This window comes from Mycoplasma sp. 5912 (assembly GCF_054353835.1).
The window spans coordinates 1-13,574 of sequence record NZ_JBTHHI010000013.1 but is presented as its reverse complement, the minus strand read 5'-3'; the positions used below and the strand labels follow the sequence as shown (position 1 = coordinate 13,574).

The following is a 13,574-nucleotide window of genomic DNA, read 5'->3' as shown; positions in this document are numbered from 1 at the left end:
GATGCCTAAATGCAATATAAAAAGCTACACTATAAAAATTAAGTTATTGTGTAGCTTTTTAAATTGTGTTTTAGAAGAGCAGATGCTCTTTTTGTTTTGTTTATCGTTTTGATTTATCATACGGGATTCCTGCTGCGGCAGGTCCATATGTATTGCGACTTGTAGCAACTAAGACTATTAAAGTTACAATATAAGGTAAGATTTGGAACAAGTCTTTATAACGACGGAATCCTTCCCCGAATGAGATCGCTCCATAAAATGAAATGGAAAGTAGAATTGAGAAGAATAGCGATACTATAATTGAAATTGATACCTTTCATCTTGAAGTTATCATAATTGCTAATGCGATGAAACCAAAACCAGAAACATCCTTAGTCAGTGAAAACTCGGTGAGTCGACTCGATTGAATAAAGATTGAACCAGCAACACCTGAAATTAACCCTACAATCATTAACCCTTGTCATTTCATGCGATTAACATTAATTCCGGCTACATCAGCTGCTTGTGGATTTTCTCCAATCGCTCTAAATCTAAGTCCTCATTTGGTTTTACGCAAGGCAAATCAGGCTAAAAATGTGATTACAACGGTTAAAACAACCTTTAGCGAAAGTATATTCCCATACTTGTTTTCATTGGTATCTAATGCTAGTTCAAAACGGTTTTTAAACTCTACATATTGTCCTGCATATACTTTTGAAGCAAGCAGATACACGATTAAAGCACCAATTCCACCAGCAAGTATATTAATTGCAAATCCTACAACGGTTTGGTCTGCTTTTAACTTTATAACAGCAAACCCGAATAGGAACGAGAGCAACAAAGTTGTAATTGAAGAAAGAAATACTAAAGGAATATTAGTTCAAACATTGTTGGTTTTAATTACTTCAGTAAATATTGTGCTATAAACAGCATATACAGAAGCACCAAACACCATAAATCCATTAATTGCAATGTTAACTATCCCAGCACGTTCGGAGAAAATACCAGAAATTGTTCCTAATAACAAGATACAAAGAAAGAATGCACCATGACTAATAATAATTTCCATTATGCAACCTCCTCTTTGATTTTAAAGGTCTTAAAGTATTTATCTTTTATTTTCTTAATAAATGTTAAAAACAGTTCTTCTTGAAAATGTTTAAAATTGTTTTTTAACATTTTTGCTTCATTTTTATGTTTTCCAAGTAAGTCTCGATAAATATTTAATCCTGCAACTTCTTTTTGGGCATTATGTTGAAATTTAATTTTTGATAACTCATCATACATCTGCATCAGTTGTTCGTTGCTAAAGTCTTTTGAAGCAATAATCCTTTGGGCTACATTATTTTGGTAATCTTTTTCGGTTTTAGCAAAAGCTCGTTTGAGTTTTTGACCTTCAAATCATTTATTTACTAATTTAAAGCGATTCGGAACAAAAATACTAAATTTTTGTTGATAGTATTTTTTAAATTCTTTCCAGTACACTTTATTCGTAATCAGATAACTTTGTTTAAACAATCACCGAAACGGTTTAAATTTATAAAAGATTAGTGACAGCGAAGCGATGAAGATAATAATTCCATAAATTAGCATAAAGAATTCTTCACGAATTGCTTCGCTTCCTTGTGGAATAGCTTGAAAGAAAGTTTCTGATGTATATAGCAGTGAGTATAAAAATGCAGATAAAATGACTCCTATTGGGGAATTTAAAGCAATCAAGGCGATAGCAATCGAATCAAATCCGATGACTATTGGGGAATTTGATGCTTCTAAGGAATTACGTTGTAAGACTATGTAATAAAATCCAGCAAATCCTATGAATGCTCCTGACAATCCCATTACCATTACAGTCAGCATTTTTTCATTTATACCTACATATTTTGCATTGGTTTTATTTAAGCCAACCATTTTAATTTTATAACCTATTGAAGTTTTTGCATAAATATATCAGATTAAAACTGCAAAAAAACCTAATAAAACTAGTCCTGCATAAATAAAGTTATATGTAACTGTTTCACTAATAAATATTTGTGTTGTTCCTTGGATTTGATCAAATCAAGGTTCTAACCCTGTTCCAAATGCACCGTTATCCTTTTTAAATAAATATTGTGCCAAGTATGCAATTATTCAATTAAAAAAGATGGTTGAAATTACTTCATGTACATTTAAATATGCTTTTAAAAGTCCTGATAAAGCACCCATAATAAATGCAACTATAACAAAGATAAATAGCATTATCACAAGGTATGAAACACTTATTTTATTAACGGGTGTTCTTGAAAGAATCAATACAGCAAAAAAGATAATTGCTGGTGTTGTCATCTGGTTTGCAGCACCAATATTGAACAATCCTGACTTAAATCCGATGGAAACACCTATTCCGGCAAAACCAAAGAAAATTAAATAAAGCAATAAATATTTTTGGTTTAATGAATCAAAAGCAAAAGTAAATACATATGTTATAAATGTGAAAAGTCCTGTTTGTCGACCATTTTGACCAGATCTCCCTAAAATCATATAGAAGACTGAAGCAATTAGTAAACCAAAAAATATAGCTCATAAGGATGAATAAATTTTTGTTCGGGTGTTTTTCTTCTCTTCAAACATAAAGAATCGTCGGGTTGATTCCATAAATGAAGCAAATTTACTATCTGCATATTTATACATTTACACCTCCTTCTTTTTTATGTGCCATATATATACCAATTTCGGTTCTGGTTAAATCTTGTGCTTGTTTAACTGCCAATATTTCTCCACTGTTAATTACAGCAATTTTATCAGCAAGAGCAAGGACTTCATCAAGTTCATATGAAATTAATAAGATTGCCTTTCCGTTTTTCTTTTCTAATAAAATTTGTTCATGAATGTTTTTAATAGCTCCAACATCTAAACCGCGGGTAGGTTGCACAATTAAAATAAAATCATGTGGGGTATTCATTTCGCGACCAACAATAAATTTTTGTTGGTTTCCACCAGATAATTGTCTTGCTTGTGACAGACCACCTCTTGTCCCACGCACATCATATTTAGTTGTAATTAGGTTATTTTCTTTTTTAATCTTTGCATCCCTTAAGATACCAAATCTCACATATTCACTATCTCATAAACGTCTTAATATTGTATTATTTTTGATGTTATAATCTAAAACAAGTCCGTGTTTATGTCTGTCACTTGGTATAAATGTAACACCTAAACGTGATATGTTTTTTACTCCATAATCAGTAAGTGAAATATTTTCAGTAGTGTCTTTTTTAATCATAAATTTAGCCTGGTTTTGTTTAAATACAAAAAACATATATATAAGCAAACCGATTAAAAAGATACTACTAAAAACGATTACTAAACTTTGAAATACTAATAAAGTTGAACTTCTAATGATTAATGAAAAAACAAAATCAATTAATGCTATTAATGATAGTAAGCCTATAAGATGAGAACTTAGAAGTTCGTGTTTTTTGTTTTTAAACTTTCCGTAAATTGTTGAATATCAAAATGAATGTAAAACAATTAATCCGAATGCTACAAAACAAATAATCGATATCATTAATAAAACAATTAATGCTACAGTTTTATATTTAAATAACAATCCTACAAATATTAAGGTGAAAAGAAACATTATTATCATACTTGAAAAAGATCAGGTTGCTAGTTTTTGAAATGGTAGTTTCATTTTATTTAACCCATTTAAACGGAATTTATTTATTACATGTTTGATTTGAATTCCAAGTATCAATTTAAAGAATATCCCTAATAATAATACAAATCCAAAAATGAATATGCCACCTAAAATTCTAAATGTAAATTGTTCTGATACTTGCTTTGGTACTGCTATTAATACAATTCCAACTATTAGCATCAATAAACTTAAAACAAACAATCCGATGTTTTTAAATTTATTTGCTCTTGCTATCTCTTTAACACGTTTTTGTGATAACTGAGTTTGTGCTAGTAAAATATCACCAGATATCGGCTTTTTCATTCCACTAACAACATATTCTAAATCTAATTGTCCGTTCCCTTCAACTCCAGCAATTGCTAGTATTTCACCAGATTTAACATCTAATGAAACATTTTTAAGTGGTTTATCTCCTTGGGTTGAAACATTTTGAATGCTTAATACAACAGGATTTTTGGTGGTATCAGAATATTCGTTTCTGGTGATCTCAACATCTCCTCCCACCATTCTTGAAGCCATTTCTTCTATTGATGCATCTTTAACAGCAAAGTCACCAGTTACTTTTCCTAAACGCAGGACGGTAGCATTATCAGAAACTTCCTTTATTTCGCCTAATTTATGTGAAATAAATAGAATTGTCTTTCCTTGACTACGAAATAGTTTAAACGTTTCTAACAACCCTTGAATTTCTTGGTCTGTTAATACGGCAGTTGGTTCATCAAAAATTAAAATATCTGAATCACGATAAAGCATCTTCATAATTTCAACTTTTTGTTGAGTAGCAACCGTTTCAGCTCCAGTAACTTTATTTAAATCAAAGTATAAATTAAATGATTCTTGAATTGCTTTTATTTTCTTTATTGCGGGTTTAAAATCAATGATTCGGGTGTGTTTGTTATTATCTTCACTACCTAAAACGATGTTTTCTAGATTTGTATATACATCTACTAATTTAAAGTGTTGATGCACCATACCAATTCCAAGGCGATTTGCTTCATTTGGTCCATCTATTGAAACTTCTTTATCATTAACTTTAATTATTCCTTTATCAGGTTCGTAAAGTCCAAATAAAATAGACATTAAAGTACTTTTTCCGGCACCGTTTTCTCCTATTAAGGCATGAATCGTACCTTTTTTAACTTTAAATGAAATATTTTGATTTGCTTTTATTTCACCAAAGGATTTACAAATATCAATAAATTCTATTGCGTGTTTTTCCATCTTACTCCTTTAATGACATAATGATAGAAAACACATCAAATATGATGTGTTTTGATAAAACTAATTATTTGTTTACTCCTTCAACAAGTTCATTAATTAAATTAGCTAATTGATCATCTGTATATGCTGTTCCATCAGTAGTTGCTTTATTTGAATCGATAAATGCTTTTTGATCTGCTGTTAATGATCTAAATTTGGTTTCTGCTGCTGTTATAGCTTCATTCATTTTTTCTCTATTTGTTGTATCTTTTAATGAAGATGGAGCTAAACCAACTCAACCTTCAGCGAAGTCACCTTTTACACTGTTCTTGTCTCCGAATACAGGTTTTTTAGTGTCACCAAATGCTTTTTCTAAAATTGAATCATAAACAGCCTGAGCCATATTTTTAAGCACTGATGTTAAGAATCTATCAGGTGCAGAAAGTGATTTACCTTGGTCAACATCCACTCCTACAATATATGTGGATTGGTTATTTTGATTAAGCTTATCTAATGTTGCTTTGGTGGCAGGTCCAGCTACTGGATAAATTAATACTGGGTTAGAAGCTAATGCAGATGTTATAACTGGGTCCATTTGTGGTCCAGGTTGGAACCCTGAATCTAATCTAACTGCTTCATGAGTAACTTTCTTGCTTGGGTTTTCTTTGTTTCATTCTAAAATACCTTTTAGATATCCAGTAATATAGTCGGTTACACCGTGAAATGCTCCACCACCAAATGATGAAAGTTTTTTATCAGTTTCATTTTCTGCAACATATTTAGCTAATGCATAACCAGCCATCCATGATGCTTCGTTTACATTAAAGTTAATATTATAAATATCAGGGTAATTAAGTTCAGTTGGATTTAATGCAAAATCCACATTAAATATTTTTACTCCTTTTTGTTTTAATGCAGCATTATTTTGTTGAATAAAGTTTTTAATGTGATCAATATGGGTAAATCCTGAAAGAACTCAAATTTTTGCTCCAGATGTTAAAGCAGCTCTATATGAATCGTCATATTTACCTTCTCTTGGTTCAACTGATTTTACTTCAAGTTGATTTTTTCCATCTTTTCTTGTTTGATCTAAAATGGTTAATGCCGCTTCTCATTGTGATTGGTTAAATGATTTATCAGTTACATGTCCTGTGTCAGTAATAACATATATTTTAGTTCCTACCATACTATCTGGTAATGTAAATGTGTTATCTTTAGTAATTGTAGCAACACGTTCATTTGGATTAATGTAATTACTTGGATTTGATGTTTGAGTCTTTGTTCCGCATGATGCTGCAATCAATGCAGTTGTAGCAGCAATCGGTGTTCCAAACCCGATTAAAAATTTCTTAAATTTTTTTGTCATATTATTTTAAATCTCCTATTTATATATGTATAAATTTTATAGAATTTTTTAGTTTTTAATTGTATTTAACTATGATATAAACAAATTTCTTGTTTCAAAATTGCAAAATTATGAAAATAAAATCATTTTTATATTAAATAAGCGAATAAACTTATTTATTTATATTTATCAGGATGTTCTTTTTGCATCTTTTTGATAAATTCTTTTTTATCCATTTGTCCATATTTTTCCATTAACTCAATGCATTCTTGGTATTCTGATAATGCTCAATCAACATCTTCAAATCCAGAAATCTCAGTAATATTAGGTCTTTTTCAGTTTTTATATGTTGAAAAGAAGGTTTTTACAGTATCTAAAAAAGGTGCTGGTAAATCTTTTAAGGTTTTAATGTTATCTAAACGATAATCATCAGCATGTACAGCAATTAGTTTTGTATCAGTTTCTCCATCATCAATCATTTTCATCGCTCCAATAATGCGAACTTTCAACGAAACACCAGGAATAAATGTCTCAGGTGAATATAATAATACATCTAATTCATCTCCATCTCAATCTAGTGCATCTGGAACAAATCCATAATTGCATGGATAAACAAAATCACCACGTAAAATTCGATCAACTTCTAGTTGCTTGGTTTTTCGATTATATTCATATTTTATGGGAGAGTTCTTTTGAATCTCTATTTTTACATTAATTATATTTTTCATATTTATATTATATATAAAACCTTTAAATACTTTATATCCTATTTTATCTTTTTAATATATACAAAAATGCATTGAAATGTTTATATAAAAATATAATTTAATCAACTTATTGGAGAATGATGTATCTAAAAAGTGAACAATTAAATATTGATAATTCTGTTTGTATTGATTTGGATCAAATATTAAGTTATGATGAAAAATTTCAACTCCTAAATAATTTGCTAGATAACAAAATAAAGATAGAAAAATGTAATAAAAATGCTAAATTTTTCAAATATTCCAGTTTAAATAACACAGACATTTTTCTTCTTATTGCTAATATAACTTATTTAGGTGGTAATGGACAACATCCTATTTATAAAAAGAGAATTCAACTAAAATCTTGGTATAAAGATGTGATAAATACGAACAAAAATACCTTTATTCTTGGTATATACAAATATAATACAAACATTATGTTCGTTTCCTTTGATACACAAACTTATATAAACAAGAAAATGAATAATTCATCTGCGCATGTATATATAAATGATTTAAGTCAGGGATTAATGTTTGGAATATTTGAAAAATATGATAAAAATAACAATAAAATAACTGTAATCAGAAGTGATAAAATTAATGATTATTTGAACAAGCGAATAAATAATAATCCATCATTAATAAATCAAATAAATTTATTTAATCTTTCTTTAAAATGAAATATACAAATTAAAGGCATTGATGCATATAAACAGATGTTTTGTGCAAAATTTAAAAACACATTTCAAGCAGAATGAAGTGGTTGATATTTAGAATATTTGTTTGAAAAATTCATTAAAGATAATAAGATATATAATATTGTTTATACTAATTCAGAAAACATAAATAAAAAAGAGTTTTTGGATTTTGATTTATATTTAAAAAATGATGATTTTTATGGTGATTTAAAATCAAGCGATGAAAATAACATACAAATTATTGGAAATGATATAGAACACATCAATGATGCTTTAATAAAACACAATAAATTATGATACCTAATTTATGAACATAGTTCATTAAAAGATAAAGATAGTAACACAAATTATCAAACTACTCGGTTTTGAAACAATTTAAAACAACATAGAAATATCAAACAAATTGATGATTTTATCTCCGAACAAAAAGATATTTCTTCATTAAGTTATATCAACAGAATGAAACATTCTATAAAGTTTAAGAAGATGTATATTCTAGAAGTAAATAAGATAAATATCAAATATGTGTTCAACTTATTTAAACAAGGTAAACAACCTGATGGTAGTTTAAGAAAACCTAAATATTCAATCAATAAAAATGCTATAGATAACTTTATTATATATTCATTTGATGTAGAAAGGAAATAAAATGAAATTTATCGATTTATTTGCTGGTATCGGTGGTTTTCATCAAGCGATGAAAATTGTTGATAAGGATGCAATTTGTGTTCTTGCATCTGAAATAGATAAAGAATGTGTTGCTACTTATTATGATAATTACCATCTTGATTCGAATCTAGATGTTGTTAATATAAAAGTGGATTCGATTCCACAACACGATATTTTATTCGCTGGATTTCCTTGTCAGGCTTTCTCAAAAGCAGGTAAACAAGAAGGTTTAAACGATACAAGAGGTACCTTGTTTTTCCAAATTGAAAGAATTTTAAAACATACTAAAACAAAATACATCTTATTAGAAAATGTTCGTAATCTTATTAGTCACAATGGTGGTAGGACATGAAAAATTATTCAAGAAAATCTATATAAATTAGGTTATAGATTAACTAAAAATCCTCTCATACTAAGCCCGCACCAATTTGGCATCCCGCAAATTCGCGAACGTGTCTATATACTAGGTAAATATGACCCAAAAAACAAAGATGTTCCTTTAAATATCTCATTTCATAATTTAATAAAAAAAGATGCAAATTCTGTTAATGATATTTTGGATAAAAATATTGATAATTCAAAATATCATATTAGTGAATATGATGAAGAAGTACTAAATTTTTGAAATGATTTTTATTTAAATATAAATCAAAAAGTTATTGGTTTTCCTGTTTATATTGAATATTTAAATAACAACGATGTCGATCCTTTATTTCCGAAATGAAAACAAGATATTATTAAAAAAAATCAAAAACTATATAATCAAAACAAAACTTTTATCGATAAATGAATATCAAAAGATATTTCACACTTTAGGAAAACTCATCAAAAATTTGAATGACAAGCAGGGGATAAAATCAACAACATCTGAGAAGGAATCATTCAATTTCGTCCTTCTGGTATAAGGGTTAAAAAACCTGATGTATTCCCTGCTTTAGTTGCAATGGTACACATTCCGATAATAGGTAAATACAAAAGAAGACTAACACCAAGAGAATGTGCAAGATTACAAAGTTTTCCAGAAAATTTTAAATTACATCAAAATGATCAAAAAGCATATAAACAACTAGGAAATAGCATAAATGTTACAGTGGTTTCAGAACTTATTAAGAAACTTTTAAAGCAGTAAATAAATGTTAAAAACATAAATTATTTTGAAAATGTATAAGACTTACAAAATCACTATTTTAACACCAAATAGCAATTTATGAAAATATATGAAACGAATTACAAAATTTAGCACTCAAATGCTTGGGTTGCTTTGTTTTTTTTTTTTTTTTGTAAAATAAAAAAGTATAAAAGCTTATTATGCAAAAAAATTTTTAATTATAAATAGGAGGTTTTATGCCTGGAAACAAAGGAAATAACAGACCAGATAACGATCCAAATCGTGCTGGATGACCATCAAAAACCGGAAACCCATCTGGTGGTTCCCGCGGAAACAACAACCCTAAAAAATAAATATTTTAATTTATATAAGCTTTATACATTTTAATATTTAAACATTTTACAAAGGAGATATTATGACAACAAAAGCAGAAAAATTATGAAGATTACAATTTGGTGATAGTAATACAGGAAAAGATTATGCAGGAACTATTGTTCATTTTGATGAACATGGTAAAAAATCAGTCTTTGGATGAAATATCGAACATATTACACCAGAATCATTAGGTGGAACCGATGCATATACAAATCTTACAGTTGCTAATGTGAATAACAACTCATTAAGAGCAGATCGTACTTCATGAAATTTAAACGGAACTAATTTTCAAGTTAAAAAGATTGATGGTTACAGCAGTAGTGGAATTTATGATATTTCAAATCCACATCAACCGAAACTTCTTACAAAAAGTCACAAATTTTAATAGAGGTTTATAATAACAAGAAGATTAAAATACGAAATCTTATTATTAACTATCATTTCTGCATTATTAATTTTTCTTTCTTTATATGATTTAGATTCACTAATTTGAATTTGAGAAAGGGATATTGATACTTGAAAAAAGGTAGTTAATATTTTTGTTGCTTTTTCTGGATTGTTAGGTGTTTTTTCAATTATTTTGTTTGCTAAAAGAAAGAAAATTGCTTATATTTTAGCGATTGCTAATGCTATTTTATATCTTTTCTTTCTTTTACAAACGGATTAGTTATAGATGGATTTATCCAAATTCTTTATATCTTTATTTTGTTTTATATCTATATAAAACAAATACTGATTCATAAGCACAATAAAAGGATTAGGGAACTAAGACTATCATCGTATGCAGCGATATTATTCTTTATAATCTTTGTAGTAATTTCAACATCATTTTACTTTTTAAACCCATACACCAATGATTTTATTAGTAAATTGCTTAGGATAAACTACATCGAATTTAGTTCTAATTTTAAGTATAAAACATCAGCATCTGCAATCCTTGCTATATTTAATGCAATATCTATTATCGCATTGATTATGATGGCGTTTGGATTTCGATCAAATTGAATAATTTGATGTTTTAAAAACATCATCTGCTTTGTTTTCTTCTCTGGTATTGGTTTTTTAAGTTGAACCTTGATATTTATTAACTTTATATATTTATCCATATCTATATATTTATACTTAATCACATCAAAAGAATCAAGATTATCAATTGCTTTTGTCGGTATGGGTGCAAGTGGAAAATCCAGTATTATCAATAATCTCAGAAAATTTTTAAATAAAAATAACATCCAAATTATTGATGAAAGACTAAAAGATGAAAAGATTTTCATAGATTATATGAATGATATGAAGAAAAACGGATATAGAACTCAAAAAATATTCTTTAAAGATCGATATATACAAATCAAGCAGATGCAAAATTTCAATAAATCCTTAATAGATAGACATATGATAGATGATTTCTTGTTCCCAAAATGTTTAATTAAGATAAATTATTTTACTAAATGACAAAAATTTGCTTGAAACTACTTCTATCATCCTTGATATAAGTTTTTGCTTTCTTTGGAACCAAAAATTGATTTAGTCTTTGTAGTTTTAAAAGATATAGACTTTATATGAAAAAATCGCTTATATGCAAGCAAAAACCACCAATTACAAACAGAACGATATCGCAGAACGATTGAATTGAAGAACAAAGAGTTTTTTAAAGTTGTAAATATTGAGTATTTAAATAATAGGCAGCTAGGTAAATTACTTTCAAAGAATTTAAAAATTTACTCTAAAGAACATCATACATTTATAAATATTGAAAAAGATATAGCATCATCAAAAATTAAACAAATAATCAAATCAAAATTAAAAGAAAGTTTTAAATTATAATGGAATTTATTTTATAAGTCATGCCTTTGGTTTTCAAGGGTTTGCTTTTTATAATTTTTTCATAAATATTCTGTGTTTTTCTTTAAATTTCTTTGTTTTTTTTGTAATATTGATTTGATTCTTTAAGAAAAGAATTTGTTTACTATATGGAAAGCAGGTATTATGAGAATTGCAGGATATTGAAGAAGATGAGAAAGTCGTTTTATAAGCAGTTTACTAGTTACGGTAACCTTTGGAATTATGGGAATAGTTTTTCTAATTAATTTTATACAAGGTAAACAAAATTTAGTGATGAATGCTGTTAATATTACATATAGTCATGGAAGTGGAGAATGTTAAAATTATGACTTTTTAGAGCTATATGAAGAATGCTTATTTTTACATTTATCATAGACTTTTTTACTATTATAATGAAAAAAGGAACATTTCCTGAAAAGTGAGCAGATAACTATATAGTTATTAGAGATTAATTTTCCATATATAATACCTTTGATTCATTCAAAGGTATTTATTTTTATATTTTTCTTTCCTTTTCTCTGTATGAATTTCTTTTTAGTTTAAATATAGTAAAGTCTTTGAGATCATAGTAAAATATTTACATAATATATGTAAGGAGAATCATGACAAAAAACAAAACTAAGTTAACTGCTAAAGAAACTAAATCTTTAGAAATACTAAAAAATCAATATAAACAAATTATCGATGATCTTTCACCGACAGAATTTAATAAAGATCAAAAAGATCTTGCTAAAGAAATCATTGATAATTGCACAAATCCAAATAACATACAATATATTTTTCAATTTATTGCACAGAGGGTAAAAACAGGTTTTACCTTTGATGCAGCACCCGAAAGCAATAGCAAAACTATTGCTATCTTAAGAAAAGATGATAAATTATCATTTAATTTTGATGATAAACTGCCAAAAGACCAAAACACATTAATCATAGGTGAAAACTATGATGCATTAAAGAATCTAATACTCATAGAGAGAGAGAGAGAGCGGGGTTAGATTATAAATATGATGTAATTTATATCGATCCTCCTTACAACACTGAAAGATCTGCATCAGATGGAAATAATGTTGCAGATGATACTGAAAACAAGAAAAACAAAACTTTAATTTACCGTGATAAATATACTAGAAACAGTTGATTAAATATGATGAACGAACGACTTCGTATGGCAAGAGAACTTCTCAAAGATGATGGAGTTATTTTTGTTTCAATCGATGATAACCAACAAGCATATTTAAAAATTTTAATGGATGAAATTTTTGGTGAAAATAATTTTGTAGCATCATGTATATGAGTAAATAACTTTGGAGGAAGAAGTGATAAAAATAACGTTGCTTCTTGTCATGAATATATACATATTTATGCTAAAAACATAGACAATTTAAGTTTTAAAAAAGTCGGGATTCAAGAAAATACAAACAAATGAAAATTTAACGAAAAATTAAATTTATATGAAAAAGAATTATATCCATTGCAAAAAGGTGGTGGAGCAGAAACATTAAATGAGAGACCAAATATGGGTTATATTATTTGATGAAACAAAGAAACAAATGAGTTTATTATTGATAATGATGGTATAAAAAATAAGGTAAGCGATAAAACATCAAGTAGTGATTTTAACTTTATATATGACTTTAATACACCAAAACGAAAAACTCTTTTAGAATCGGGATTTATACATATCACTCCTGCTATAAAAAAGAATAAGAACAAGTTAGGCTGTTGAAGGGTTGGACTAGATAAAGTTCAATTACTTATAAAAGAAAATAAATTAAAGGTAAAAACAACTAAAGATTCGAACATTGTTTATGAATATGAACATTCTGAATTTATTCCGAATAAAAGTTATCAAAAATTTAAATCAGTTATTGCTAACTTTTCGACATTATAAAAATTCTTGTGTATTTTAATAAAATCTAAGTTATATCCTTAAAAA

The 13,574-nt window shown here is 27.6% G+C and carries 12 protein-coding genes; 6 read left to right on the top strand and 6 right to left on the bottom strand.

Annotation, left to right across the window (positions count from 1 at the left end):
* Nucleotides 1-100: 100 nt before the first annotated feature.
* The 5 genes from ACXYRP_RS03935 to ACXYRP_RS03915 form a co-directional block, all read right to left on the bottom strand.
* Nucleotides 101-1,048: an ABC transporter permease gene (locus ACXYRP_RS03935; RefSeq protein WP_458597735.1), complete on the bottom strand. Its 948-nt coding sequence runs from the start codon at nt 1,046-1,048 to the stop codon at nt 101-103.
* A complete protein-coding gene (locus tag ACXYRP_RS03930; RefSeq protein WP_458615257.1) occupies nt 1,048-2,646 on the bottom strand; it encodes an ABC transporter permease in 1,599 nt (532 codons plus the stop codon). Before ACXYRP_RS03930 ends, ACXYRP_RS03935 begins: the two co-directional genes overlap by 1 nt.
* Nucleotides 2,639-4,876 carry an ATP-binding cassette domain-containing protein gene (locus ACXYRP_RS03925; RefSeq protein ID WP_458615256.1) on the bottom strand — a complete coding sequence of 746 codons (2,238 nt, stop codon included), beginning with the start codon at nt 4,874-4,876 and terminating at the stop codon, nt 2,639-2,641. The genes ACXYRP_RS03930 and ACXYRP_RS03925 overlap by 8 nt, the downstream gene beginning before the upstream one ends.
* 64 nt (nt 4,877-4,940) lie before the next feature.
* Complete coding sequence (locus tag ACXYRP_RS03920; protein WP_458615255.1) at nt 4,941-6,221, bottom strand: BMP family ABC transporter substrate-binding protein; 1,281 nt, start codon at nt 6,219-6,221, stop codon at nt 4,941-4,943.
* A 155-nt stretch (nt 6,222-6,376) separates the two neighbouring features.
* Nucleotides 6,377-6,928 carry an inorganic diphosphatase gene (locus tag ACXYRP_RS03915; RefSeq protein ID WP_458615254.1) on the bottom strand — a complete coding sequence of 184 codons (552 nt, stop codon included), beginning with the start codon at nt 6,926-6,928 and terminating at the stop codon, nt 6,377-6,379.
* A 119-nt stretch (nt 6,929-7,047) separates the two neighbouring features.
* Here ACXYRP_RS03915 and ACXYRP_RS03910 point away from each other — a divergent pair, with 119 nt between their 5' ends.
* The 3 genes from ACXYRP_RS03910 to ACXYRP_RS03900 all read left to right on the top strand — a co-directional run bounded on the left by ACXYRP_RS03910 (nt 7,048) and on the right by ACXYRP_RS03900 (nt 10,181).
* Entirely contained in the window at nt 7,048-8,292 is a 1,245-nt protein-coding gene (locus tag ACXYRP_RS03910) for a hypothetical protein (protein WP_458614002.1), read from the top strand.
* A 1-nt stretch (nt 8,293) separates the two neighbouring features.
* Nucleotides 8,294-9,442, top strand: a complete 1,149-nt coding sequence (locus ACXYRP_RS03905; protein ID WP_458615253.1) for a DNA cytosine methyltransferase — start codon at nt 8,294-8,296, stop codon at nt 9,440-9,442.
* 394 nt (nt 9,443-9,836) lie between these two features.
* Nucleotides 9,837-10,181, top strand: a complete 345-nt coding sequence (locus ACXYRP_RS03900; protein WP_458614000.1) for an HNH endonuclease domain-containing protein — start codon at nt 9,837-9,839, stop codon at nt 10,179-10,181.
* 499 nt (nt 10,182-10,680) lie between these two features.
* On the opposite strand, the gene ACXYRP_RS03895 is transcribed toward ACXYRP_RS03900, so the two are convergent.
* A complete protein-coding gene (locus ACXYRP_RS03895) occupies nt 10,681-10,902 on the bottom strand; it encodes a hypothetical protein (protein WP_458615252.1) in 222 nt (73 codons plus the stop codon).
* A gap of 61 nt (nt 10,903-10,963) precedes the next feature.
* Here ACXYRP_RS03895 and ACXYRP_RS03890 point away from each other — a divergent pair, with 61 nt between their 5' ends.
* The 3 genes from ACXYRP_RS03890 (at nt 10,964) to ACXYRP_RS03880 (ending at nt 13,529) form a co-directional block, all read left to right on the top strand.
* Nucleotides 10,964-11,620, top strand: coding sequence for a hypothetical protein (locus ACXYRP_RS03890; RefSeq protein ID WP_458615251.1), 657 nt, complete (start codon nt 10,964-10,966; stop codon nt 11,618-11,620).
* 620 nt (nt 11,621-12,240) lie between these two features.
* Complete coding sequence (locus ACXYRP_RS03885) at nt 12,241-12,633, top strand: hypothetical protein (protein WP_458615250.1); 393 nt, start codon at nt 12,241-12,243, stop codon at nt 12,631-12,633.
* Complete coding sequence (locus ACXYRP_RS03880; RefSeq protein ID WP_458615258.1) at nt 12,561-13,529, top strand: DNA methyltransferase; 969 nt, start codon at nt 12,561-12,563, stop codon at nt 13,527-13,529. Before ACXYRP_RS03885 ends, ACXYRP_RS03880 begins: the two co-directional genes overlap by 73 nt.
* Nucleotides 13,530-13,574: the final 45 nt, after the last annotated feature.